This window comes from Streptococcus sp. S1 (genome assembly GCF_034137685.1).
In the GTDB taxonomy this organism is placed as follows: domain Bacteria; phylum Bacillota; class Bacilli; order Lactobacillales; family Streptococcaceae; genus Streptococcus; species Streptococcus dentalis.
In genome coordinates, this window is record NZ_CP139418.1 from 1,140,842 (window position 1) to 1,166,705 (window position 25,864).

The 25,864-nt window shown below is 44.3% G+C and carries 26 protein-coding genes and 1 pseudogene; 25 read left to right on the forward strand and 2 right to left on the reverse strand.

Features of this window, described 5'->3' with window-relative positions:
- From rnz to SM121_RS05540, 6 genes are all read left to right on the forward strand, one after another.
- The gene (gene rnz, locus SM121_RS05515; protein WP_320910568.1) at window positions 1-930 is read left to right on the forward strand and encodes a ribonuclease Z; all 930 of its coding nucleotides are present in this window, start codon (window positions 1-3) and stop codon (window positions 928-930) included.
- A gap of 1 nt (window position 931) precedes the next feature.
- Complete coding sequence (locus SM121_RS05520; protein ID WP_320910569.1) at window positions 932-1,687, forward strand: SDR family NAD(P)-dependent oxidoreductase; 756 nt, start codon at window positions 932-934, stop codon at window positions 1,685-1,687.
- Window positions 1,688-1,697: 10 nt separating this feature from the next.
- Window positions 1,698-2,408, forward strand: coding sequence for a methyltransferase domain-containing protein (locus SM121_RS05525; RefSeq protein WP_320910570.1), 711 nt, complete (start codon window positions 1,698-1,700; stop codon window positions 2,406-2,408).
- A 1-nt stretch (window position 2,409) separates the two neighbouring features.
- The gene (locus tag SM121_RS05530) at window positions 2,410-2,814 is read left to right on the forward strand and encodes a GNAT family N-acetyltransferase (protein ID WP_320910571.1); all 405 of its coding nucleotides are present in this window, start codon (window positions 2,410-2,412) and stop codon (window positions 2,812-2,814) included.
- A 254-nt stretch (window positions 2,815-3,068) separates the two neighbouring features.
- Window positions 3,069-3,194 (forward strand): hypothetical protein, encoded by a 126-nt coding sequence (locus SM121_RS05535; RefSeq protein ID WP_320910572.1) that lies wholly within the window; start codon window positions 3,069-3,071, stop codon window positions 3,192-3,194.
- A gap of 273 nt (window positions 3,195-3,467) precedes the next feature.
- Window positions 3,468-3,833 carry a hypothetical protein gene (locus tag SM121_RS05540; protein WP_320910573.1) on the forward strand — a complete coding sequence of 122 codons (366 nt, stop codon included), beginning with the start codon at window positions 3,468-3,470 and terminating at the stop codon, window positions 3,831-3,833.
- A gap of 190 nt (window positions 3,834-4,023) precedes the next feature.
- On the opposite strand, the gene SM121_RS05545 is transcribed toward SM121_RS05540, so the two are convergent.
- Entirely contained in the window at window positions 4,024-5,931 is a 1,908-nt protein-coding gene (locus SM121_RS05545; protein ID WP_320910574.1) for a Cna B-type domain-containing protein, read from the reverse strand.
- Between the two features lie 481 nt (window positions 5,932-6,412).
- Between SM121_RS05545 and recJ the strand changes: the two genes are divergently transcribed.
- From recJ to SM121_RS05570, 5 genes are all read left to right on the forward strand, one after another.
- Complete coding sequence (gene recJ / locus SM121_RS05550) at window positions 6,413-8,638, forward strand: single-stranded-DNA-specific exonuclease RecJ (protein ID WP_320910575.1); 2,226 nt, start codon at window positions 6,413-6,415, stop codon at window positions 8,636-8,638.
- Window positions 8,635-9,228 carry a TipC family immunity protein gene (locus tag SM121_RS05555; protein WP_270299609.1) on the forward strand — a complete coding sequence of 198 codons (594 nt, stop codon included), beginning with the start codon at window positions 8,635-8,637 and terminating at the stop codon, window positions 9,226-9,228. The genes recJ and SM121_RS05555 overlap by 4 nt, the downstream gene beginning before the upstream one ends.
- 159 nt (window positions 9,229-9,387) lie before the next feature.
- Window positions 9,388-9,900 carry an adenine phosphoribosyltransferase gene (locus SM121_RS05560; RefSeq protein ID WP_003002788.1) on the forward strand — a complete coding sequence of 171 codons (513 nt, stop codon included), beginning with the start codon at window positions 9,388-9,390 and terminating at the stop codon, window positions 9,898-9,900.
- Between the two features lie 101 nt (window positions 9,901-10,001).
- Entirely contained in the window at window positions 10,002-10,946 is a 945-nt protein-coding gene (gene metA / locus SM121_RS05565) for a homoserine O-acetyltransferase MetA (protein WP_320910576.1), read from the forward strand.
- Between the two features lie 9 nt (window positions 10,947-10,955).
- Window positions 10,956-11,648: a DnaD domain-containing protein gene (locus SM121_RS05570; protein ID WP_320910577.1), complete on the forward strand. Its 693-nt coding sequence runs from the start codon at window positions 10,956-10,958 to the stop codon at window positions 11,646-11,648.
- A gap of 183 nt (window positions 11,649-11,831) precedes the next feature.
- Here the strand turns inward: SM121_RS05570 and add are convergent, their stop codons facing one another.
- Window positions 11,832-12,851, reverse strand: coding sequence for an adenosine deaminase (gene add / locus SM121_RS05575; RefSeq protein WP_320910578.1), 1,020 nt, complete (start codon window positions 12,849-12,851; stop codon window positions 11,832-11,834).
- Between the two features lie 138 nt (window positions 12,852-12,989).
- Between add and yghU the strand changes: the two genes are divergently transcribed.
- The 14 genes and pseudogenes from yghU (at window position 12,990) to SM121_RS05645 (ending at window position 25,701) form a co-directional block, all read left to right on the forward strand.
- The gene (gene yghU, locus SM121_RS05580) at window positions 12,990-13,781 is read left to right on the forward strand and encodes a glutathione-dependent disulfide-bond oxidoreductase (protein ID WP_320910579.1); all 792 of its coding nucleotides are present in this window, start codon (window positions 12,990-12,992) and stop codon (window positions 13,779-13,781) included.
- A gap of 81 nt (window positions 13,782-13,862) precedes the next feature.
- The gene (locus SM121_RS05585; protein ID WP_320910580.1) at window positions 13,863-14,552 is read left to right on the forward strand and encodes a tRNA (adenine(22)-N(1))-methyltransferase; all 690 of its coding nucleotides are present in this window, start codon (window positions 13,863-13,865) and stop codon (window positions 14,550-14,552) included.
- Window positions 14,539-15,336, forward strand: coding sequence for a Nif3-like dinuclear metal center hexameric protein (locus SM121_RS05590; RefSeq protein ID WP_320910581.1), 798 nt, complete (start codon window positions 14,539-14,541; stop codon window positions 15,334-15,336). The genes SM121_RS05585 and SM121_RS05590 overlap by 14 nt, the downstream gene beginning before the upstream one ends.
- Before the next feature lie 9 nt (window positions 15,337-15,345).
- A complete protein-coding gene (locus tag SM121_RS05595) occupies window positions 15,346-16,434 on the forward strand; it encodes an NAD(P)/FAD-dependent oxidoreductase (RefSeq protein WP_320910582.1) in 1,089 nt (362 codons plus the stop codon).
- A gap of 393 nt (window positions 16,435-16,827) precedes the next feature.
- Window positions 16,828-16,968 (forward strand): annotated as a pseudogene (locus tag SM121_RS09735) (ZIP family metal transporter); the annotation flags it as partial.
- A 92-nt stretch (window positions 16,969-17,060) separates the two neighbouring features.
- Complete coding sequence (gene rfbA / locus SM121_RS05605; protein ID WP_003002772.1) at window positions 17,061-17,930, forward strand: glucose-1-phosphate thymidylyltransferase RfbA; 870 nt, start codon at window positions 17,061-17,063, stop codon at window positions 17,928-17,930.
- Complete coding sequence (locus tag SM121_RS05610; RefSeq protein WP_320910583.1) at window positions 17,930-18,523, forward strand: dTDP-4-dehydrorhamnose 3,5-epimerase family protein; 594 nt, start codon at window positions 17,930-17,932, stop codon at window positions 18,521-18,523. The genes rfbA and SM121_RS05610 overlap by 1 nt, the downstream gene beginning before the upstream one ends.
- A gap of 201 nt (window positions 18,524-18,724) precedes the next feature.
- Window positions 18,725-19,771: a dTDP-glucose 4,6-dehydratase gene (gene rfbB, locus SM121_RS05615; protein WP_003002700.1), complete on the forward strand. Its 1,047-nt coding sequence runs from the start codon at window positions 18,725-18,727 to the stop codon at window positions 19,769-19,771.
- A gap of 124 nt (window positions 19,772-19,895) precedes the next feature.
- Complete coding sequence (locus tag SM121_RS05620; protein WP_320910584.1) at window positions 19,896-20,987, forward strand: hypothetical protein; 1,092 nt, start codon at window positions 19,896-19,898, stop codon at window positions 20,985-20,987.
- 421 nt (window positions 20,988-21,408) lie between these two features.
- On the forward strand, window positions 21,409-22,047 hold the full coding sequence (gene udk / locus SM121_RS05625; RefSeq protein ID WP_320910585.1) for a uridine kinase: 639 nt from the start codon (window positions 21,409-21,411) through the stop codon (window positions 22,045-22,047).
- A 192-nt stretch (window positions 22,048-22,239) separates the two neighbouring features.
- Complete coding sequence (locus tag SM121_RS05630) at window positions 22,240-22,920, forward strand: YoaK family protein (protein WP_320910586.1); 681 nt, start codon at window positions 22,240-22,242, stop codon at window positions 22,918-22,920.
- Between the two features lie 371 nt (window positions 22,921-23,291).
- Window positions 23,292-23,789: a GAF domain-containing protein gene (locus tag SM121_RS05635; protein WP_320910587.1), complete on the forward strand. Its 498-nt coding sequence runs from the start codon at window positions 23,292-23,294 to the stop codon at window positions 23,787-23,789.
- Entirely contained in the window at window positions 23,789-25,465 is a 1,677-nt protein-coding gene (gene dnaX, locus SM121_RS05640; RefSeq protein WP_320910588.1) for a DNA polymerase III subunit gamma/tau, read from the forward strand. The genes SM121_RS05635 and dnaX overlap by 1 nt, the downstream gene beginning before the upstream one ends.
- A 38-nt stretch (window positions 25,466-25,503) precedes the next feature.
- Complete coding sequence (locus SM121_RS05645) at window positions 25,504-25,701, forward strand: DUF3272 family protein (RefSeq protein WP_003002577.1); 198 nt, start codon at window positions 25,504-25,506, stop codon at window positions 25,699-25,701.
- Window positions 25,702-25,864: the final 163 nt, after the last annotated feature.

Consider the following 25,864-nt stretch of genomic DNA (forward strand, 5'->3'; position numbering starts at 1 on the left):
ATGGACATTCAATTTTTAGGAACGGGAGCTGGGCAACCCTCAAAAGCCCGAAATGTATCGAGCTTGGCGCTCAAATTGCTAGATGAGATCAATGAAGTCTGGCTCTTTGATTGTGGTGAAGCGACACAGAATCAAATTTTAGAAACGACCATTCGTCCACGAAAGGTTAGCAAGATCTTTATCACTCACTTACACGGAGACCATATTTTTGGTTTGCCAGGTTTCCTCTCTAGCCGGGCCTTCCAGGCCAATGAAGAGCAGACGGATCTGGATATCTATGGACCAGTAGGGATCAAATCCTTTGTGATGACTAGTCTTCGCGTATCAGGCTCTCGCCTGCCTTATCGCATCCATTTTCATGAATTCGATGAACATTCTCTAGGTAAGATTTTAGAAACCGATAAATTCACGGTTTATGCGGAAGCTTTGGACCACACCATTTTCTGTGTGGGTTACCGGATCATGCAGAAGGACCTCGAAGGAACACTGGATGCGGACAAGCTGAAGACAGCAGGGGTTCCTTTTGGTCCGCTCTTTGGTCAGGTCAAAAATGGACAAGATGTCACCCTGGAAGATGGGACTAAGATCATTGCAGCGGATTATATTTCAGCCCCTCGGCCTGGTAAGATTATCACGATCCTCGGAGATACCAGAAAGACTGATGCTAGCGTCCGCCTTGGAGTCAATGCGGATGTCCTCGTCCATGAGTCTACCTATGGCAAGGGCGATGAGAAGATTGCTAAGAAACACGGCCACTCGACCAATATGCAGGCGGCAGAAGTGGCGCGTGAAGCTGGAGCCAAGCGCCTTCTTTTGAACCACATCAGTGCTCGCTTCTTATCAAAAGACATCAGCCAATTGCGCAAGGATGCATCCAGCATTTTTGAAAATGTCTATGTCGTCAAAGATTTGGAAGAAGTGGAGATCTAAGATGCGAACCATTCTCATAACAGGAGCAAGTGGAGGCTTGGCCCAAGAAATGGTCAAGCTCCTCCCTGAAGATCGCCTGATTCTCCTAGGTAGAAATCAAGAAAAACTGGAACAACTCTATGCCAGTCATCCTCAAGCTGAATGCATCGGGATTGATATCACTGATTCCTCAGCCGTCCAAGATTTGGTAGAAGAGCTCTATCAGCGCTACGGGCAGATTGATATCTTGGTCAACAACGCAGGCTATGGGATTTTTGAGGCCTTTGATCGCATTTCTGACCAGCAGGTGCAGGAAATGTTTGAGGTCAATACCTTTGCCCTCATGCAGTTTTCACGCTTGATGGGTGCGCACATGAAGGCAGCAGGAAAGGGGCACATCGTCAACATCGTCAGCATGGCGGGTCTCGTCGCAACTGCCAAATCCAGCCTTTATTCGGCCACCAAGTTTGCGGCCATTGGTTTCTCCAATGCCCTGCGCTTGGAACTCATGCCCTTTGGTGTCCATGTGACGACGGTCAATCCAGGCCCCATTCGGACCACTTTCTTTGATCAGGCAGACCCAGACGGAAGCTATGTCAAGGCTGTGGATCGCTACATTTTGGAACCAGACTTTGTGGCTAAGAAGATCGTGAAAAGCTTTGGAAAACCAAAACGTGAGCTCAATCTGCCTTGGCTCTTGAACCTGACCCACAAGCTCTATACCCTTTTCCCACGCATCTCGGACAAGCTAGCCAGCAAGATGTTTAACTTCAAATAGGAGGAGATCGATGGCCGCAAATATTCAAGCCTATTTAGAAAACCTCCAGCAACCCTGGGGACAGATCTATTATGATATCCTTTTTGCTCAATTACAGGACATCAAGGGGAAGCGGGTGCTTGATTTCGGGAGTGGTTTTGGCCTTGTAGCCAACCACCTGGCACAAGACAATGAGGTCCTTGCTGTGGAACCTAATGAGGAAATGGTGGCTTTGCGGGCCCAGGACCATCCCTACCAGCAATTCGTCGGAAGTCTGGACCAGTTAGCAAGTCTTGAAGATGCTAGCTTTGATGTCATTCTCTGCCACAATGTCTTGGAGTATGTAGAGGATCGCAAGGTGATTCTAAAGGAATTCACTCGTCTCTTGAAACCAGGAGGCCTGCTCTCTATCGTCAAGCACAATGAGGTTGGCCGCGTTCTGCAGACCGTCGTTTTTGAAAATGATCCTCAGAAGGCGCTTGATCTCTTAGCAGGTCAGAACTTGGAAACTCACTTCATGGGCTTGGCTCAGGCCTATGATCTAGATAGAGCAGTAGAAGATCTAGCCCTCGAAGTTCAGGACTACCAAGGGATCCGAGTCTTTTATGCATTGCAGGACAACCGCTTCAAGGGCCAAGAAGGCTGGCGAGAGTCTATGCTTGAGATGGAGCTAGCTGTTTGCCAAGAGTCCCCTTACCGGGATATCGCCTTCTTCCAGCACTATAGGTTAAAAAGGAGTTAAGATGTTAGATTATAAAAAAGAAATTCCAGCGATGACAGACCTACTCGCACTCTACGGCTCGGTTGGTTGGACCAATTATACCAACAACCCATCTATGCTGGAACAAGCTGTCAAAGCTAGTCTCTGGCAGTTGGCCGTCTATGATGAGAAAGAGCTCGTCGCCTACATTCGCTTGGTAGGTGATGGCCACTCGGTTATTTTTGTGCAGGACCTTTTGGTAAGACCAGATCATCAGCGTCAAGGTATCGGAAGGAAACTCTTAGAAGAGGCTTTAGGGACCTTTCCAAATGTCTATCAACGGCTCCTTGCCACTGAACGTAGCGAAAAAAATCTAGCCTTTTACCAGTCTCTCGGCTTTGTCGAACTTTCCGAGCAAGCCTGTACAGGGATGATTTATATAAAATAGAGAGTGGGACATTAATCGGTAATTCGTTAGAATTCGATTTCGTCATCCCACCTCCGCAAAGTTGAGTAGGGCTGTAAAAGCTGATGAAATCAGCGTAGTAGAGCCCACTCAACCACTGCGTCTTGCTCGACAATCCAAAAATAATTGAGAGACTAGGACTTTTGTCCCAGCCTCTATCTATTTGACTGACAAAAGGGGGGATTGATGGTAAAATGAGGAGGAGATTAGGTTAAATTTAGCAAGGAGGTCAGGCTATGAAACTCAATGATTTCAAACTATTCGCAGGAATTCCACTTGTCCTTTGTTGCCTCCTTCTTTCCAGTTGTAAGATCATGACACCGAGTGATTATAAAAAAAGCGAAGGAAGTTGTCAGCAGTGAACTTGCTAAGGTTGGTCTGCATGGGGATGTTAAATTAATCGTCTTTCCTGGCAGGCTTTAGAAATTCCAGGTTATAAAGTCGATTTTACTTATTCGGAGAAAACCTATGACGGTCAAACCGTACCTCTTGAGGTGCATGCTTTCTTACAAAATGACTGGTCTGATCCCTATGGACAAACCACTCCAAGTTATAAAGAAGTTTTTACAGAGCAGAAGGCAGTACAGAAAAAAGAAGCCCAACTACTGGATAAGCTTAAAAAGCAGGATTTAGGAATGACTCTCTCTTATTTTCATTTTCTCCCCAATGTTAGTTCTTCTTATCAAAAGGAGGCTGCAGCAGAATTGGAAGAACTGGCGGCTCAAAATAGGCAAGAAGGAAAGAAAGATTTCGCAGGTTATTACCAGATTCCGTACGCCACCCTTATTCAAAAGGGGATGGTTCGTATGATGATCTCAGTAGAAGACGACCAATCCATCCAGGAAAAGGATTTAAAAGCTGCCGCTAAAAAGTTGGATGCTAGTGTTCTTCCAGATGGTGACTATGATTTCTATTACCTGGATTTCAAGAATAAAGATCATGAATCCATCTCCTATCATTTTAACGTTAAGGATGGACAGGTTGTGAAATTGGATCAGTAAAAAAGGTGAAATAGGAAAAACGACAGCTCAAGATGAAGGTCCCTGAGCTGTTTTTGTTATCTATTAAAGAAAAACAGGATAAAAAAGAGAACCTTTCGGTTCTCTCTATTTGTTTCAACTTCTATGAATGAGAGTAGAAGTTTCTTCGTTAGGGGGTTGATAGAAGTAAGGACTGTTCCTAATGATACGATTAGTTATCAGTCAATTTCCGTTTGATTCCAACAGCACCTGCTAAGACAAGAATTCCTGAGAAGACAAGTCCAGATGCAACAACTTCACCTGTATTAGGAAGAAGTGTTTTGTGACCTCCACCATTGTTTTCACCATTGGAACCTGGCGCACTTGGTGTCGTTGTAGTACCAGAATGTTCAGGTTTATTTGGATTTTCGGGTGTAGTCTTAGGTTCTACAGTAGTAGTTGTTGTATCTTCTTCACTACTATTGTGGTTTTCTGGTTCTTCTGGTGTTGTAGTCGCTTCGGTAGTCTTAGGTTCATCGGTAGTTGTTACCGTAGTCTTAGGCTCTTCTGTTGAAACAGTTGTATCAGGAGTCTCAGGCGTAGTAGTTACAGTAGTCTTAGGCTCTTGAGTTGTAGTAGTTGTAGTTGTGGGCTCTTGAGTCGTAGTAGTTGTGGTTGTAGGCTCTTGAGTCGTAGTAGTTGTAGTTGTGGGCTCTTGAGTCGTAGTAGTTGTGGTTGTAGGCTCTTGAGTCGTAGTAGTTGTAGTTGTAGGCTCTTGAGTCGTAGTAGTTGTGGTAGTTGTAGTTGGTTTATTTGATGTGTTGACCACTTTAATCACGTTGTCATCATCAATTTTCTCAACTTTAGAAGTGTAACCTTCTGGAGTGTTTGTTTCCACTACTGAGTACTCAATCTTCTTACCGTCTTTGATACCTGGCAATTTCGTAAATGCTGCTTTCCAGCCAGAAGCTTTTGTAAGGGTTTGTGTTAACCCATCCAAGGCTTTGCCGTCCGCATACAATTGAACAGTAATATCTTTACGGTCAGCTTCATCGTCACCAACCCATTCTTTTTGAACAGTCACAGTTGTGTCACCAGTTAGCCAGAATTTCAATTCAGTGTTGTTCCAGAATGCTGGGTCAGTTTGAGGTGTTGTGATTTCATCAGCTGTCAATGTAGCATTGTTGTCAACGCGAATGGTTGTCTTAGGAATTAATGTTTGGTATTCAACGATCAATTCATCGCTAGAAGCTGTTTTAAAGACATCACTGACATCTGATAAATTCACGGTAAATCCATTGCCGTCCGCATCGAATTTCACATGTTTCCAGAAGTCCCAACCTGAAGCAATCACTTGTCCACCTTTTCTTAAAGTGAAGGATGGTTTCAAGTAAGTTCCCACAAAGAATTCATTTGCAGCGTGGTTAGCAGCAGGAGCAAAAGTGATTTTTGAGTAATCGACTGCTGGAGCTTGGATTTTATCTGATACAACAGGGTTTGTTAGGGCTTGTTTCTTACCATCTCCGTTGATACGGATGAACCATTTTGTCAGATAGTAGTCATCTCCAACTTTCATCCATGCATAGTTTTCAGATACGTCTAATTTGAATTCCTTAGATACATAGTCACCTGTAAGGTTGTATTTATTTAAGACAGATTCAAATACACCAGGACCATCAGGACGAGTGATGACAACGGATTCAGATCCAACCTTAGAAGTGGCAGTTTTGTTTCCAGGATTTCCTGGAGTGCTGTCCCACACTACTTGGTATGAGAAGCCACCCTTAACGTTTTGGTTCATGGATTCGATGGCTTTTTTAAAGGTAAAAGTAATCTTTTTGTTTGTCATCGTAATGGTCGCTACTTCAGCGCCATTTGCTTGAAGTGATTGTGTTGCAATTTCAGTGATGTTGACACCTTCTGGAGCATCAATAGTAAACGTATCGCCTTCTTTAACTGATTTACCAGTTAAATCCCAGTCAAATGAAAAGGTAACCTTTTGTCCACTTGCTTGGGCCTTTAAGTTGGAGACAGTTGGTGAAACAGTAGTGGCGCTTACGGGTTTAATCACAGACAACCCTAAGGCTACCACACCGATGATAGCTACAAATGCAACTATCTTTTTATAAAGAGATTTCAATTAGCCTCATTTCCTTTCTTCTGCCTGCCCTTTCCGAGGTTTTTCTATTTAGTGATATATCCTAAAATAGAAAGACTTCTAATTTCCACTCCATGAAACCAGCCGCCTCAATTTAAGATGGACCGATGAAACGTTTGCTCCTTTAATGGAAAAAAATGAAAACAAACCCACCGATAAAATCAGCTCAAACCCTCTAACTACGTTTGTTTAGATAGAAAAAAGAGAGAAATGACAAGCGTCATAATGTTCAAGTGATAATAAGCGTTACAAATTTTAACAGAACAATCATTCCATTACATATTTAAAAAAGATTATTATCACTAATATTATAAGCTTTTATGTATACAAGTCAATCTAAATGTAACAAAAATAAAAGATATTGTTCATTTCGTCGCAACCACTTCTTGACCTTTTTTCCACCGCCATTTTCGGCTTTCATGATATAATATTCAGATAAGAAAAAGAGGAGACCAAAAGCTAGATGATCACTTCAAAATACGATTGGCAGTTAGCTTCGCCAAGAGCAGATGAGGCCTTTTTAGCCCTTGCCAAAAAAGCAGGCCTAGAAGCATCCGTGGCAACCTTGCTGTATGAGCGTGGCATTCAGACCAAAGAGGATTTAGAAGACTTTTTAGAACCCAAGCTGGAGAAGCTACACGACCCTTATTTGCTCCATGATATGGACAAGGCAGTGGAGCGCATCCGACGGGCCATCGAAGATTATGAGCAGATCCTCGTCTACGGAGACTATGATGCGGATGGGATGACTTCGGCCTCCATTATGAAGGAAACCTTGGAGCAGATGGGGGCAGAGGTGCAAGTCTACCTACCCAACCGATTCACAGACGGCTACGGTCCCAATGAGAGCGTCTACAAATACTTTATCGAGCAGCAAGGCATTTCCCTGATTGTCACGGTGGACAATGGGGTTGCGGGAAATCAAGCCATTGCCATGGCCCAAGCGATGGGAGTCGATGTCATCGTGACGGACCACCACTCTATGCCAGAGGTTTTACCGGATGCATATGCGATCATTCATCCGGAGCATCCAGATGCGGATTATCCCTTCCATTATCTAGCAGGATGTGGTGTGGCCTTTAAGTTGGCCTGTGCCCTCCTAGAGGAAGTACCAGTCGATCTCTTAGACTTGGTAGCGATTGGGACCATTGCTGACATGGTCAGCCTGACAGATGAGAATCGGATTCTGGTCAAATATGGTCTGGGTGTTCTCCAACATACCCAGCGCATGGGCTTGCAGGAGCTCTTGGAGATCGCAGGGATTCGTCCGGAGGATGTCAATGAAGAAACGGTTGGTTTTCAGATTGCTCCTCGTCTCAATGCCCTTGGCCGCCTCGATGATCCCAATCCGGCCATTGAACTCCTGACAGGATTTGACGATGAAGAGGCACACGAGATTGCTCTCATGATTCATCAGAAGAATGAAGAACGAAAAGAGATTGTCCAAGCTATCTATGACGAAGCTAAAACCATGGTGGATCCAAGTTTGTCCGCCCAGGTCTTGGCCAAAGAAGGTTGGAATCCAGGGGTCCTTGGTATTGTAGCCGGCCGTCTATTAGAAGAGCTTCATCAGCCAGTTGTTGTTTTAAGCATCGAAGATGGGCGGGCTAAAGGAAGCGCTCGGAGTCCTGAGTCGGTCAATATCTTTGAGGCCCTCGATCCCCACCGGTCGCTCTTTGTCGCCTTTGGAGGGCATGCCGGTGCAGCAGGGATGACCTTAGATGTAGACCAACTTCCTGCCTTGTCTCAGGCTCTTACGGATTACATTGCAGAACAAGAGATTGATCTCAGCAGCAAGTCTAACTTAGCCATCGACGAGGAACTGCATCTAACAGAACTAACGCTTGAGACCTTGAAAAGCTTTGATCGCTTAAGTCCTTTTGGCATGGACAATAAAAAGCCGGTCTTTCTAGTCCGTAACTTTAAGGTAGAAGGGGCACGCTCGATGGGAGCTGGCAATACCCACTTGAAACTCAAAATTTCTCAAGAAGATGCGACCTTTGAGGTGGTGGGTTTTGGCTTGGGGATCCTAGAGGCAGAGTTTGCACAAGCGCAAGACCTAGAGTTAGCTGTGCAGTTGTCGGTCAACCAATGGAATGGTCAAACAACCCTCCAGCTCATGCTGGTTGATGCGCGTGTGGACGGCGTGCAGCTCTTTAATATCCGCTCTAAAAATGCCAGTCTCCCCGCAGGTGTTCCCGTTCTTGATTTTACTAAAGAACTGCCAGATCTATCTGGAGCACCCGCTGTTGTAGTTGGAAATATCCCTGAGGATTTAGAGCAACTACGGCAAATCTTCCAAGAGCATGATTTCCAGGCCGTTTATTTCAAAAATGAGATCGCCAAAGCCTACTATCTGACAGGATACGGTAGCAGGGACCAGTATGCCAAACTCTATAAGACCATCTACCAGTACCCAGAGTTCGATGTCCGTTACAAACTCAAAGACCTAGCGGCCTATCTTAAGATCCAGCAGATCCTCTTGGTCAAAATGATTCAGATCTTCCAAGAGTTGGGCTTTGTGACCATTGAAAATGGCATCATGAAGGTTAATAAAGAAGCAGAAAAACGCGAAATCGCGGAAAGCAGCATCTACCAAATACTTAAACAAACGGTGAAAGAGCAGGAGTTGATGGCCCTTGGAACGGTTCGCGAAATTTATGACTATCTGACAGGTCAGGAATCATGAAAAAACACCTAAAAAAATTCCTCTGGCTCACTCCCTTCCTGCTTTTTGGACTTTATTGGTTGGGAATCTACCTGAGCTTGAGGAACCCTATGGAAGAAATTAACTACTCTGAAAATGGTGGATGGATGCGCTATGTGATGTTTAAGCCCTTTACAGAGACAATCGGTAGCGATCGCATCTGGAAAGAAGATGAAGGATTTCAAATTTACCCTTATTCAAAAGGAATTGTTGGCGTTGATGAGCGACTTTCGGTCTTGATGTTTCGTGATTCAACTGATTGGACTTTTCGATATGAAGTCGATGTGGATAAGGATGTTACGGTTGGTTTTGGATTTATCTATGATTCTAAGAAAAAAATCTTTAGACAGACCGGCTTATTCTTTTCTAGAAAAGGTACTACTTACAAAGGCCAGCAACTTCTTGATCAACTTGCCGCCTATGGCAAAGACCGTACTTGGTTGAAAAAGCAAAGTAAGAAGGTAGCTGAACAATACATTCTTGGCACCTGGTTCAAAAGGGGAAGCTCTCGATATTCTTTAAAAAACCTAGGTGATATGAAAATTAAGTACAATAAATTGATAGAAGAATAGTAAGGATGTTTCCAATTCCAATCCTGCATCTTTTTCAGGTGTGGGATTTTTGCTTTTGACGCAGGAGCTTGGGAAAATGATTTGGCAAAAAATGATGCAAGTTAGTAGAATTCATGATATAATGGAATGTAAAAAATTTTTTATGAAAGAAAGTTAACCATGAATTTAAAAGATTACATTGCAAGCATTGAAAACTATCCACAAGAAGGAATTACCTTCCGTGATATCAGCCCTTTGATGGCAGATGGCAATGCTTATAGTTATGCGATTCGTGAAATCGTTCAATACGCGACGGATAAGAAGATCGACATGATCGTCGGCCCTGAAGCGCGTGGATTCATCGTTGGATGTCCGGTCGCTTTCGAGCTCGGTATTGGTTTTGCGCCTGTTCGTAAACCTGGTAAATTGCCACGTGAAGTCATCTCAGCTGACTACGAAAAAGAATACGGTGTGGATACCTTGACCATGCACGCCGATGCTATCAAACCAGGTCAACGTGTTCTCATCGTTGATGACCTTTTGGCGACTGGTGGTACGGTGAAAGCAACCATCGAAATGATCGAAAAACTCGGTGGAGTTGTTGCAGGTTGTGCCTTCTTGATCGAGTTGGATGATTTGAAAGGTCGCGAAGCGATCGGCGATTACGACTACAAAGTCTTGATGCATTACTAATATAGTCTAATACTATAACTGGCTACAGAAAAACCATAATTGAAAACTATAAGCTCCTATCATATAATGTTAGTTAAGAACTTGTAAGATGGGAGCTTTTTATGCCAATTACTCTAGATAAAAAATTACCAGCAGTCGATATCCTTCGTTCAGAAAATATTTTTGTCATGGATGATGTTCGGGCGACTCACCAGGATATTCGGCCGATGAATGTTCTCATTCTGAATCTGATGCCGACCAAGGTTGCGACAGAAACCCAGCTCTTACGGCTCCTTGCCAATACGCCCTTGCAGATCAATGTAGATTTCCTCTACATGGCGAGCCATGAATCCAAGAATACAGCGGCTGAGCATTTGGAGAGCTTCTACAAGACCTTTGAGGATATCAAGGATAATTACTATGACGGCTTGATTGTGACAGGAGCACCTGTTGAAAAGATGGACTTTGAGGAAGTAGACTACTGGGAAGAATTGACCCAGGTCTTTGAATGGTCTAAGCGGCATGTCTTTTCCACCTTACACCTCTGTTGGGGAGCTCAGGCTGGTCTTTACTACCGTTACGGGATTCAAAAAGTAGAGCTCTGTGACAAGCTATCCGGTATCTATGACCAAGTAGTGGTGCGTCCGGAAAGTCTTCTCATGAGAGGCTTTGACGATCGCTTCCTTGCCCCTCATTCTCGCTATACGGATGTTCCTTTGAAGGAAGTCCTTGAAAAGAGCAATCTTCAGGTGATCGCGCAAGGAAATGAAGTTGGCCTTTCCATCATTGCCAGTCCAGACATGCGTGAGGTGTATAGCTTTGGCCATCTGGAGTATGATCGCGATACGCTGGCTAAGGAATATAACCGAGATGTCAAGGCAGGCTTGGATCCGGATGTTCCTAAGAATTATTTTGATCACGATGATGCCAGTACAGAGCCTCGCATTCGCTGGAATCTAGCTGCGACAACCTTCTTTAGTAATTGGATCAACTATGCGGTTTATCAAGAAACACCTTACCGCTTGGAAGAATTGGAAAAAGATATTTCATTTTATGGTTACCTATAAAGGGGAATTATGACATATTCACAAGCATTTAAGTATGGCAACTTGGTTCTTCCAAGTGCCTTGCTTTTTCATTATCATGAGTTATTTGACCAGGCAGATGACTACTTGGTTTGGCAGTTTTTCTTCCTTCAAAATACGACTGGTCAAGAGACCTTGACTCCCAATCAGATTGCTAGTCATCTGGGAAAAACGGTGACAGAGGTCAATCGGATTATGTCCAATTTGACCACCAAGGGACTTCTTCAATATCGGACCATTGAGCTTAATGGAGAAATTGAGGCCATCTTTGATGCGACCATAGCCCTGGAACGCTTGGATGAAATTTTAGACGCTCAGACACAAGGGAAGACACAGAGTGCTCCTGCCAAGGGAAATGTCATCAAGGACTTGGTGGAAACCTTCCAACAGGAGCTTGGACGACTCTTGACGCCTTTTGAGATTGAAGATTTGACCAAGACCGTGCGCGAGGATCAGACAGATCCAGATGTGATCAAGGCAGCGCTACGAGAAGCTGTTTTTAATGGCAAGCCTCACTGGAAATATATCCAGGCCATTTTGCGAAACTGGCGCAGTGAAGGCATCAACAGCCTGGCCCAAGTAGAGGCGAAACTACAAGAACGCGAGCAAGCTAACCCACGCAATGTGACGGTTTCAGACGATTTCTTACAGGCCATGGATTTGTGGAAGGATAAAAAAAACTGAGAGTGGGACAGAAATCGGTAATTCGTTAGAATTCGATTTCGTCGTCCCACCTCCGCACAGTTGAGTAGGGCTGTAAAAGCTGATGAAATCAGCGTAGTAGAGCCCACTCAACCACTGCGTCTTGCTCGACAATCCAAAGATAATTGAGAGGCTAGGACTTTTGTCCCAGCCTCATTTTTTTGTTTATAAATAGTCCGCGTAGGCTTTTTCTAGTTTGGTGAGGAGTTCTTGTTTTTCTTCCTCACTTGCAAAGGAAGCCTGGATGGCATGGACATTGTGCTGGTAAAAGTCAATTTCCTTGGTTTGGAAATGCTGATGATAGAGAGCGTATTCCTTGGTGAGGTCGGTATCAGATACAGTCCGGTTATCGGTATTGATACTGATCCGAGCACCGGCTGCATTCATCTTCAAATAAGGGAAATCTTCTATAGTCGGCGCTGCTTTTGTCTGTAAGTTGCTGGTCAAGCAGAGTTCACCAGTGACCCCATTTTCAATAAAGGATTGGAGTAAGGCTGGTTCATGAGATAGAGCTGTCACGTGGCCATTGCGTTTGATACCAAATGCAATCGATTGGGCAACAAAGTGTGGGCAATGACACTCACCTGCATGAAGCGTCATAGGACGATGGTAACTCTTGACTTGCTCAATTAGAGGTCGAATATCTTTTGGAGAGTAGTTGTGCTCATCTCCGGCAAAGTCAAAACCAACAAAATCCTGATCACTAACTTGGTTGGCTTCTGCAAGAATGCGAGATGTGACTTCTTGATCTGACTGGCGCATGCCACAGACCAAGGCTTTTGCAACAATGCCAAATTCATCCTGGGCTTGGCGCAGTCCTTCGCAGACAGCATCGATAGTTTCTGGGACTGTAAGCCCTTGGTCCATGGACAATTCTGGGGCAAAACGAACCTCGATGTAGAGGACATTCTCCAGAGCAGCTTGCTTGGCCACATCGTAAGCAGCAAGGGTCAAGGCTTCCTTGGTCTGAAGAAGAGGGCGAATGTAGTCAAAGGCCTCCAAATAGTCTAAGAGATTCTCACAGTGGGCAGGTGCAGTGACATGGTGCTTGAGCTCCTCATCGCTAGCAGGGAGGTCAATATTGGCCATGGCTGCCAATTGGCGAATGGTCGGAAGAGACAAGGAACCGTCTAAGTGGCAGTGTAGTTCTGTCTTTGCCAAACTATGAAAGTCGATCGTGGACATGTTTTTTCTCCTTCAAAATGTATTTTTTCTATACTATCATTTTGCCAAGAAAAGTCAAGTAAAGCCAGCGTAGCAGATTTTTGAAACTAGCGACTGGATTTGATATGCTAGTAGTAACATAGACAAAGGAGAAAAGAGATGTCAGATTATCAATTACCAGAAGTATGGGAAGCACCGAGCCAAATGGGAGGAGCCTGGGGTGGCTTGAACCAACCAACAGCAGGTGCCCGCTTCGAACAAACCCTTCCAAAAGGCAATCAGCCCTTCCAACTCTATAGTCTTCCAACTCCAAATGGGATTAAGGTGACCATTATGCTGGAAGAATTGAAAGAGCTTGGAGTGGAAGTTGGTTATGATGCTTATCGCATCAAGATTGGCGAGGGAGATCAGTTTGGTAGTGACTTTGTAGCCATCAATCCAAACTCTAAAATTCCAGCTATGTTGGATCAATCAGGTGATCAAGACATTCGGGTCTTTGAATCGGTCAATATCCTCTTGTATCTAGCAGAGAAATTTGGCCAATTAATCCCGACAGATCCTGCTAAGCGGACAGAAGTGCTCAACTGGCTCTTCTGGCAGACAGGTGCTGCACCTTTCTTAGGTGGAGGCTTTGGTCATTTCTTCCACTATGCGCCTGAAAAAATAGAGTATGCCATCAACCGCTTTGCCATGGAAGCCAAACGCCAATTGGACCTACTGGACAAGGAACTGGCAACCAAACCTTATATTGCAGGAGATGACTATACCATTGCAGATATCGCCATCTGGTCTTGGTATGGCCGTCTAGCCCAAGACAAGGTCTGGGACCGTGCAGGAATTTTCTTAGATGTGAAGGAATACAAGCATTTGCAAGCTTGGACAGAGAAAATTGCCAATCGCCCAGCTGTAAAACGTGGCTTGGAAGTGGACTATAAGGAAATCGATGCATAAGGAATAGGCGCCTTCGCGCCTTTTTTTAATGGTGATAACATGGTATACTAAAGGGTGGAATAAAAGTTTAGAAAGTAGCACATGGAATTTACGAAATTATCAAATCGCTTGGACTTGGTGGCTAGCTTCGTCCCAGCTGGAGCGCGTCTGTTAGATGTGGGAAGTGACCATGCTTATCTCCCAATCGCCCTTTTACAAGAAGGGAAAATTGAGGCTGCCATTGCTGGTGAGGTAGTGGAGGGACCTTATCAATCCGCTCTTCAAAACGTAGCTGATAATGGCTTAGAAGACAAGATTGAGGTTCGCCTGGCCAATGGCTTGGCTGCATTTGAACCAAAAGACGGCATTTCCTGTATCACCATTGCAGGGATGGGCGGACGCCTGATTGCAGATATCTTAGCGGCAGGTCTTGAGAAATTAGCCGGTGTCTCTCGCTTGGTCTTACAACCCAATAATCGGGAAGATGAGTTGCGAGCTTGGTTGGTAGACCATGATTTTCGCATTGTCGATGAAGCTATCTTAGAAGAAAATGAGAAGTTTTATGAGATCCTCGTGGTCGAACACGGTTCTCAAGAGTTGACAACTAAGGAACTGCGTTTTGGTCCCCATTTGATGGTGGAACAAGCTCCTGCCTTTGTTCAAAAATGGTCCAAGGAAGTGGAAAAATTAGTCTTTGCCTTGGAGCAGGTCCCAGTTGAGAATCAATCTGCCAGAGGTTCGTTAGAAGATCGCATCGCCCAAATCAAGGAGGTCCTAAATGCTAGCGAGTGAAGTCATCAAACGCTATGAAGCCTACTGTCCCCAGGAACTTTCCATGGAGGGAGATGTCTGTGGATTACAGGTCGGCACCCTGCAAAAAGACATCAAGAGGGTCATGGTAGCCTTAGATATCCGTGAGCAGACGGTGGCGGAAGCCATCACCCATGGGGTGGACTTGATTATCGTCAAGCATGCGCCCATTTTCCGTCCTATTAAGGATTTGGTAGCCGATCGGGGTCAAAATCAGATCTATATTGACTTGATCAAGCACGATATTGCGGTCTACGTCAGCCATACCAATATTGATATTGTCCCAGATGGATTGAATGATTGGTTTTGCCAGCTTTTAGAAATTGAAAACACAGAGCCCCTCAGCATGACAGGGGAAGGCATCGGAATCGGACGCATCGGTCAAGTGCCAGCTCAAACCTTTGGCCAGTTGGCTGAAAAAGTAAAAGAAACTTTTGGCTTAGATGCTTTGCGCTTGGTTGGTTATGACCAGGCGGATCTGGATCGGGTCATTGAGCGCGTTGCTATCTGTGGAGGAAGTGGCCAGTCCTTTTACAAGGATGCTCTCGCTAAGGGGGCAGAGGTCTATATCACAGGAGATATCTACTACCACACGGCTCAGGACATGCTAAGTGACGGGCTCCTAGCCTTGGATCCAGGTCACCATATCGAAGTTCTGTTTGTCTCGAAACTAGTAGAAAAGCTCAATCAGTGGAAGTCTGAAGAAGATTGGGAGATCGAAGTGCTGGGCAGCCAATCCAGCACCAATCCTTTTTACCATATCTAAGAGGTGATCATGAAAGTTGCGATTATTGGTGCAGGGATCGTGGGATCCACTGCAGCCTATTATTTATCCAAAGAAGCACAAGTGGATGTAACCGTCTATGACCATGGACTTGGCCAAGCAACCAAGGCTGCGGCTGGTATTATTAGCCCTTGGTTTTCGAAGCGACGAAACAAGGACTGGTATCGCCTGGCTCGATTAGGAGCTGATTTCTACCAAGAATTGGTAGAAGACCTAGCTAAGGAGGAAATCGATACGGACTTTTACCAGCAGACCGGTGTCTATCTTCTTAAGAAAAAAGAGGAGAAATTAGATGAACTTTATCAGTTGGCGCTAGGCCGTCGGGAAGAATCACCCCTGATTGGGGAATTAGCGATCTTGACCAAAGAAGAAGTGACCCAACAATTCCCAGGTCTGCAAGGCTTTGACCAGCTCCTTTATGCATCAGGTGGAGCTCATGTAGAGGGAGCCCTTCTGACGTCAACTCTTCTTGAAGCCAGTGGGGCAAGAGTGATCAAGGAAGAGGTTACTCTCTCTGTCTTAGATGATGGCTATCAGATTGCCGGAGAAAGCTATGACCAAGTCATCCTAGCAACAGGGGCCTGGTTGGGGAAAATCCTTGAGCCACTCGGCTACCAGGTTGATGTCCGTCCGCAAAAAGGACAGTTGAGGGATTATCAGTTAGACTTAGATACTGATGATTATCCTGTGGTCATGCCTGAAGGAGAGCTGGATATCATTCCATTTCAGCAGGGCAAGATCAGTATGGGAGCCACCCATGAAAATGAGATGGGCTTTGACCTGACGGTGGATCAAACTCTGCTTAATCAGATGGAAACAGAAGCCCTGTCTTACTATCCAGAACTAGCTCAAGCAGAAGTTATAGGGGAGCGCGTGGGAACTCGTGCCTACACCAGTGACTTTTCACCATTTTGGGGAGCTGTTCCTGATCGAGCAGGCCTCTATGCCGCCAGTGGACTTGGTTCGTCTGGCCTCACAACTGGTCCCCTCATTGGTTGGCACCTAGCCCAACTCGTGGCAGGAGGAAACCTGCGCTTGGATCCAGCAGATTATCCAGTTGAACAATATGTGAAGAAGTAGGCTGGGACAAAAGTCCTAGCCTCTCAATTGTTTTTGGATTGTCGAGCAAGACGCAGTGGTTGAGTGGGCTCTACTACGCTGATTTCATCAGCTTTTACAGCCCTACTCAACTGTGCGGAGGTGGGACGACGAAATCGAATTCTAACGAATTACCGATTTCTGTCCCACTCTCTTTTTTTCGAAAGACCTTCTGTAATTTGGCTAAAAATAGTAGAATAGAGGGAGTGAATCATCAAGAAAATGGGAGTTATTATGAATTGGTTTCAATCGCAATCCGTGGTCTTGCAGGCCTTTCTCGCAGGATTGTTTACATGGGGCTGTACCATTGTCGGGTCAGCTATCGTCTTTTTCTTCAAGCATATTAGTCGCTAATTACTGGATATCATGATGGGCTTTGCGGTAGGTGCGATGATTTTTGTAGTGGTCGAAGAGTTGATCCCAGATTCCCAGACCAATGGCAACACAGATGTTGCGACACTTGGTCTCATGGTTGGCTTTGTCATTATGATGATCCTAGACGTCGCTTTGGGATAACCTGTCATCACCTTGGAACATAAATGCAAGGTGACTTTTTTATATAAACATGATAAAATAAGGGTAATGACTACGTAGAAAGGCCTAACATTATGAAAGGTATTATTTTAGCAGGGGGCTCAGGAACTCGCTTGTATCCATTGACACGTGCGGCTTCTAAACAATTGATGCCCATTTATGACAAACCGATGATCTACTATCCGCTGTCAACCCTTATGTTGGCTGGGATCAAAGATATCCTGATCATTTCGACTCCTCAAGACCTACCTCGTTTTGAAGAGCTTCTTGGAGATGGTTCTGAGCTCGGAATTTCTCTCTCTTATGCAGAGCAACCAAGTCCAGATGGCTTGGCGCAAGCCTTCATCATCGGGGAAGACTTTATCGGGGACGATCACGTTGCCCTCATTCTTGGGGACAATATCTTCCACGGAAATGGCTTAACCAAGATGTTGCAACGGGCAGAAGCGAAAGAAAAAGGAGCGACTGTCTTTGGTTACCAAGTCAAAGATCCAGAACGATTTGGTGTGGTAGAGTTTGACGCGGATATGAATGCTATCTCTATCGAAGAAAAGCCAGAACATCCAAAATCGAATTTTGCAGTGACAGGACTTTACTTCTATGACAATGATGTGGTAGAGATTGCCAAAAACATCAAACCAAGTCCTCGTGGAGAGCTTGAAATCACTGATGTTAACAAGGCCTATTTGGAGCGTGGAGATCTTTCTGTTGAGCTCATGGGCCGTGGTTTTGCCTGGTTGGATACAGGAACTCACGAAAGCCTCTTGCAAGCTTCTCAATATATCGAGACTGTTCAACGTTTGCAAAATGTCCAAGTAGCCAATCTTGAGGAAATTGCTTATCGCATGGGTTATATCACCAAGGAACAAGTTCATGAATTAGCGCAATCATTGAAGAAAAACGAATACGGACAATATTTGCTCCGTTTGATTGGAGAAGCTTAATGACGGAACAATTTTTTGATAAAGAATTAGCAGCCCGCAAAATTGAAGCCATCCCAGGCTTGATGGAGTTTGATATTCCTGTGCGCGGAGATAACCGTGGTTGGTTTAAAGAAAACTTCCAAAAAGAGAAAATGCTTCCTCTTGGCTTCCCTGAAAGCTTCTTTGCGGAAGGCAAGTTGCAAAACAATATCTCCTTCTCACGCAAGCATGTCTTACGTGGTCTGCATGCAGAGCCTTGGGACAAGTACATCTCTGTAGCAGATGAAGGAAAGGTTCTTGGAACTTGGGTAGACCTTCGTGAAGGCGATAGCTTTGGGAACACCTACCAAACCGTGATCGATGCTTCAAAAGGCATCTTCGTTCCTCGTGGTGTTGCCAATGGGTTCCAAGTTTTGACAGACAAAGTTGCCTATACATACTTAGTCAATGATTACTGGGCACTGGAACTCAAGCCAAAATATGCTTTTGTCAACTATGCAGACCCAAGCCTAGACATCCAGTGGGAAAACTTGGAAGAAGCAGAAGTCTCAGAAGCAGACAAGAACCACCCGTTGCTCAAAGATGTCAAACCCCTAAAAGCAGAAGATTTGTAAAAATGAACTTTGCGAAGCAATAGCGCGACTGCAAGGAGCGTTATAAGAGAGTTTCTGCCCTAGTGAAAACAAGATTCCCTCAGGGAATCTTGTAGGAAAATCTGGAGACTTAGGCTTCGGATTTAGCCATGAAACCGAAGGGTTGCTGGCGTCCCTCACTAGCTAAAGGAACAATCAAAACAAAAACTATTTGGAGAAAAAATGTCAGAATATAAACATATCATCGTAACCGGTGGAGCTGGTTTCATCGGTTCAAACTTCGTACACTATGTCTACAACAACCATCCAGACGTGCATGTGACTGTCCTTGACAAACTCACTTACGCTGGTAACCGTGCCAATATCGAAGAAATCCTTGGAGATCGTGTCGAGTTGGTGGTGGGAGACATCGCGGATGCTGAATTAGTTGACAAATTGGCTGCCAAGGCTGATGCGATTGTTCACTATGCGGCTGAAAGCCACAATGACAACTCCCTCAAAGATCCATCTCCATTTATCTACACAAACTTTGTTGGAACTTACACACTCTTGGAAGCGGCTCGTAAATACGACATTCGTTTCCACCACGTGTCAACAGACGAAGTCTATGGGGACCTTCCATTGCGTGAAGATCTTCCTGGACATGGGGAAGGTCCTGGTGAAAAATTCACTGCTGAAACCAAATACAACCCATCATCACCTTATTCATCAACCAAAGCTGCTTCAGACTTGATTGTAAAAGCTTGGGTACGTTCCTTTGGTGTCAAAGCAACGATTTCTAACTGTTCAAACAACTACGGGCCATACCAACACATCGAAAAATTCATCCCACGTCAAATCACCAATATCTTGTCTGGCATCAAGCCAAAACTTTATGGTGAAGGCAAGAACGTCCGTGACTGGATCCACACCAACGACCACTCAACAGGTGTTTGGGCCATCCTTACCAAGGGCCGTATCGGTGAAACTTACTTGATTGGTGCTGACGGCGAAAAGAACAACAAGGAAGTGCTTGAGTTGATCCTTGAAAAAATGGGACAACCAAAAGATGCCTACGACCGTGTAACAGACCGTGCTGGTCACGATTTGCGTTATGCTATTGATTCAACAAAATTGCGTGAAGAATTAGGTTGGGAACCACAATTCACCAACTTTGAAGCAGGTTTGGAAGACACCATCAAGTGGTACACAGACCACCAAGATTGGTGGAAGGCTGAAAAAGAAGCTGTAGAAGCCAATTACGCGAAAACACAAAAAGTTTTGAAATAATGAAGAAAGTCCAAGTGGAAAATCGCTTGGATTTTTCAGATATTTTTCTGAAAATCAAAAAATTAACCATTGATTTATGGTATAATATGGTTAGTTTTTAGGATGAATCAATAAGGGGGATAGAATGAATCAAAACGATTGGGTTGAATATTTTGAAGCGATCAATGGTCGCAAGCCAAGTATGCAAGAATTTCAAGCAGCGCGTGAAAAAGGGGAGTTTGTCGTAGAGCGAAAAGAAGCACCAGCTCCAGCAACTAAAGCACAGGCTCCTGCTCAGGAAGTACCTGTTGCATCTAGCGCACCTCTTTCACAAGAGCAGAAAGCTTTTGTCCAACCGCAGCCATCGGCGAAAACCTTACAACCTGTTCCAAGACCGAAAAAATTGACATTTTCTTTCAATAAACAATCCCAAATTGGGGCCGCAGTTGCGGGACTTGTCGCAGTGATTTCCTTTGCTTGGTTCTTTTTCTTTTCAGGTGGACCAAGTCTAGATGGTGTTTGGTTGCGAAATACGGATTCAAGTCCGGTCACTTATGAACTAAGTGGAAAGAAACAAAAAGTCAATGGTGGCGAGACCATCAAAAAGGTTCTCAAGGGCAATGAAGCGAAAAAAGAATTTAATACCGCACTTTCTTTGTTAAATGCGACTGACTTGCATTCACTTGCGGATGTCGATAAGAAATTTAACCTGAAAACGACAGAAATAGTTGTTATTAAATCTGGTGGGAACACACGCTATAATTTGCTCCAAAAAGACGGAAGCAATATTATTTTAAGAAATGATTTATTCGACTTGAAAACTTATAAATCATACGAAGGAAACTTTGAAGAGAATTTGGTCTATCACAAGATTGAAATACCAAAGGCCATGGTTGGAAAATGGAAGAATGTGACAGAAGGAAGTAATACAACTGTTCAGATTTCAGATCACGGAATTATTAGTGATAAGTATTACGATAGCAAGGCTTACGCATTCTATTCTCTAGCTGATTCAGAAAAGTATGATGGAGACACGACTTCTAAAGAAGAGATTGAACACACATTTGAAGTAATTCAAGAAGCGGTGAAATCAGAAGGCTATCAAGTGAAGAGCGCTAAGGAAGTCTATATACAAGCTAATTCAAATTATTGTTTCGTACCTGTCAACGGTGGAAAAAATATACTCGTCTTACGTGGTGGTAATGAATTTGCCGCAAAATTAGAAAAAGTGAAATAATGAAAGGACCGCAAGGTCCTTTTAGATTGAAGACAAAGTCATCTTAGAAACTTTCCTTAGGTGAGAACGGACGTCAGCGAACTTCGAAGAAGTTCCATGACTTAGTTTTGAACCTAAGGTTTCAAAACTCCCGAGTGCTAGAAACATCACTGTTTCTAGCACTTATCTCACGGCGGAAAGTTTCAGTATATTCTTGATTCATTTAAAAAATTAGAACTCATTTTTATTTCTTTGCAAGATCACTTAGTTTTTTTTCTAAAGAACTAGTTTATCTAAATAATCAAAGGACCGCAAGGTCCTTTTTGTTTCCAAACTTCTTACTGAAAAACTATTCATGTCTAGGCAAAAATATGGTAAAATGGATGAGATGTGTCTGAGATGTCTATTTCTTCTCAGGCGACTAGAGGTAATGGAGTAGAAAATGCAAAATAGACCTATTATTATTGGTGTTACTGGTGGTTCTGGTGGTGGAAAGACCAGTGTGTCTCGTGCCATTTTGGCCAATTTCCCGAATGAAAAGATTGCCATGATTGAGCATGATTCTTATTACAAGGACCAGAGTCATTTGACCTTTGAGGAGCGGATCAAGACTAACTATGACCATCCTTTTGCCTTTGATACGGACTTGATGATTGCGCAGATCAATGAACTCTTGGAGGGTCGTCCGGTAGATATTCCAACTTATGACTATGCTGAACATACACGCAGCAGCAAGACCTATCGTCAGGAACCACAGGATGTCTTCATCGTGGAAGGGATCTTAGTCCTTGAAGACAAGCGCCTTCGAGACTTGATGGACATCAAGATTTTCGTTGATACGGATGATGATGTGCGGATCATTCGCCGGATCAAGCGCGATATGGAGGAGCGTGGCCGGAGTCTTGATAGTGTCATTGAGCAATACCTTGGTGTGGTAAAACCGATGTACCACCAGTTCATCGAGCCAACCAAGCGCTATGCGGACGTGATTATCCCGGAAGGTGTCAGCAATACGGTTGCGATTGACTTGATCACAACCAAGATTGAAAAAATCCTCAACGAAGCGCGTGAGGGAAAATAAAATAGGGAGAAAGAGGGAAATCGATCTCCAATTCTTTCACATTAGTTGGAATAATTGAATGTCGCAGTAGTTGGTGAGACTCTTCATTCGCTAAAAGACTCGAAAGAGTTCTCAATCAACTTTGCAGGGGTGGTACGAGGAATGTTATGTAACATTCTGTACCACTCCCTCTTTTTCCTAGGGAGAATGGAAATGAAAAGGGAGTTTCATTCGCGGACCAAGGCGTTCGCTTGTTTATTGACCATGTGTGCTGGTTTTTCAGATGCCTATACCTTTATCTGTCGGGGTGGGACCTTGGCGGCAGGCCAGACGGGGAATGTGGTCTTTCTATCGGTCGGCTTGATTGGCCAGCAGATCTCAGATGTAGAAGTCAAGTTAGCGACCATGCTGGCTTTTATGCTGGGAATCCTTTTGATGACAGTCTTGCGTCGCTTGATTGACAACTCAGTTTGGCGCCTCAGTACCTTGGTACCCTTTATCCTCACAACCTTGGTGACGGGATTTTTGCCAGCATCGGTAAAAAATGTCTTCATCGTGCCTTTTTTTGGCCTGAGTTTGGGAATCGTAGCGACCTCATTTGGAGAAGTAGGTAGCTATGCCTACAACCACTCTTTTATGACCGGAAATCTCAAGAAAACCATGGTAGCTTATGGAAATTTTGTTAGAGACAGGGAGATGAAATTCCTCTGGGAAGCCATCTTTATGACCTGCTTGATCGGGAGTTTCGTCTGTGGGGCCATTTTTTCGACCTACTTGATCCAGTTTTATGGACTAAAGACGATTTGGCTGGTGGCCATCATCTTGACCATCTTTTTAATCTATCGTGCTATTCAGTATTTTGAGGTCTTTCACTTCAATCGGCGACATGACTAGATAAAATAATTTTTAGAAGAATGAGTTAAATGATTCTGCAAAGAAATAAAGCTGAGATTTTATTTTTAAAATGAATCAAGAATATATTGAAACATTCCGCCGTGAGGAAAGTTTTAAGATAACTTTATCTATATTCCAGAGGCTGGGACAAAAGTCCTAGCCTCTCAATTGTCTTTGCATTGTCGAGCAAGACGCAGTGGTTGAGCGGGCTCTACTACGCTGATTTCATCAGCTTTTACAGCCCTACTCAACTGTGCGGAGGTGGGACGACGAAATCGAATTCTAATGAATTACCGATTTTCTGTCCCACTCTCTTTTCTTTCGCTGTTTGAAGCTTAATTTTTGGGTAAAGATTTGGTATAATGGAAGGTATGAAACATTCGGAAAAAGAATCACAATACCAGCTCTTGCTGGCTCAGTTAGACGCTCTCTTAATGGGAGAAACCAATGCCTTGGCTAATCTGTCCAATGCCAGTGCTCTTTTAAATCAAGCCCTGCCTCGTTCGGTCTTTGCGGGTTTTTATTTGTATGATCAAACGGAATTGATCCTGGGACCTTTTCAGGGAGGTGTTTCTTGTGTCCATATCGCTCTTGGAAAGGGTGTCTGTGGAGAAGCCGCTCAAAAGCAGGAAACCATGATTGTTGAAGATGTGCGCCAGCATGCCAACTATATTTCCTGTGATAGCCGGGCTATGAGTGAGATTGTGGTGCCTATGGTCAAGGACGTCCAGCTCCTTGGGGTTTTAGATCTGGATTCGGAGTGTGTCTCTGACTATGATCAGCTGGATAAGGAGTATTTGGAAGAGTTTGTCGCTCTCTTGATCGATAAGACAAACTGGGACTTTAAGATGTTTGGAGTTAAGAACTAATGTATCAAGCTTTATATCGGAAATACCGTAGCCAGACCTTTGGCCAATTGGTCGGCCAGCAAGTGGTGGCACGGACATTGAGACAGGCCGTCGAGCAGGAGAAGATCACCCATGCCTATCTCTTTTCTGGTCCTCGTGGTACTGGGAAAACCAGTGTGGCCAAGATCTTTGCTAAGGCTATGAACTGTCCTAATCAAGTCAATGGGGAGCCTTGTAACGACTGCTATATCTGTGAATCCATTACCAATGGGAGCCTAGAAGATGTCATTGAAATCGATGCGGCATCCAACAATGGGGTGGATGAGATTCGGGATATTCGCGACAAATCCACTTATGCTCCGAGTCTAGCCAAGCACAAGGTCTACATTATCGATGAGGTCCACATGCTCTCAACAGGAGCCTTTAATGCCTTGTTGAAGACGCTGGAAGAGCCGACAGAGAATGTGGTCTTTATCCTCGCAACAACGGAGTTACACAAGATTCCAGCTACTATTCTGTCACGGGTGCAACGCTTTGAATTCAAATCCATCAAACTGCCGGATATCGTTCATCATTTGGAAAGCATCTTAGCTACAGAAGGCATTGCCTATGAAGCAGATGCTGTGCAGATCATCGCTCGACGCGCTGAAGGTGGGATGCGGGATGCCTTGTCCATTTTGGACCAAGCCCTGAGTCTGACTGCGGGTAGTGAGTTGACGACAGCAATCGCTGAAGAGATTACAGGATCCATCAGTCTAGCTGCACTCGATCAGTACGTGGCTGCCATCCTGGCTCATGATGCAACAGCAGCACTGGATCAGCTGGCGATTATCTTTGATAACGGGAAGAATATGGCCCGTTTCGTCACGGACTTACTTCAATACCTGAGAGATCTCTTGATTGTTCAGACAGGCGGAGAAAATACTCACGCTAGTGACTTGTTTGCGGCGAATCTTGAAGCTGATCAAGCCCGTCTTTTTGCCCTGATTGACCAGGCGACGACCAGTCTAGCGGATATCAAAAATAGTCTGCAACCGCGCATCTACACTGAAATGATGACCATTAAATTGGCTGAAAGTACGGGCCAAGTTTCTAACTCAGCTACTCTGGAGGTTCCTTCTAATGTGCTAGCTCAGCTGGAAGACTTGAAAAAGGAAGTCGCTCAACTCAAGCAACAGTTAGCGCAATCAGGTAGCAGTCTTCCTGCTTCAAAACCGACAGTAGCTCGTCCAACCAAGTCGAGCAAGGGCTACCGTGCAGATCGAAACAAGGTCAACGCCATTTTACAAGAGGCGGTTGAAAACCCAGAGTTGGCACGGACCAACTTGATCCGTCTTCAGAACGCTTGGGGGGAAATCATCGAGAGCTTGGCAGGTGCGGATAAGGCCCTCTTAATCGGATCCCAGCCGGTCGCTGCCAATGAAAATCACGCTATTTTAGCCTTTGAGTCTGCCTTTAATGCTGAACAGACCATGAAGCGGGACAACCTCAATACCATGTTTGGAAATATCCTCAGCAATGCTGCTGGCTTCTCACCAGAGATTTTAGCGGTTTCGCTGGAAGAATGGACCCAAATTCGGGCAGAGTTTTCGGCTAAGGCGCGTGGACAAAAAGCGGAAGTGGTAGAAGAAGAGGAAAGTGTCATCCCTGAGGAATTTCACTTTTTATCCGATAAAATCACTCTTCAAGACGATTAATACATGAATTTTTTACTGAATCATGGTAAAATAATTTTATGAATAGAAAACAATTTGCAGTGATAGCAGTCTTTACTGCTATGGAGACATACTTTTTCAATGAAGCGACCATGGCGGGTCAAATGCTCTTTGCATGTTTTTGGGCCCTCTTGATCTTGCGCAATCTCCAGACAGCCTATATGGTGGAGAAGATTGCGAGTGCCATTGAAAAAGAAATCAGAAAGAAAAGAAAATAAAACCTTTGAAAAGAAATTCTTTTTCAAAGGTTTTTTCTATGTCAATAGATAAAGTGACTTTAAAAGACTGTTTAGCTCTCCTAAATTTTTCTAGGAAACTTTTTCTATTTCATAAACATTTCACATTTCTTTTCTATAATAACTATAACAAATGATGAAAGCG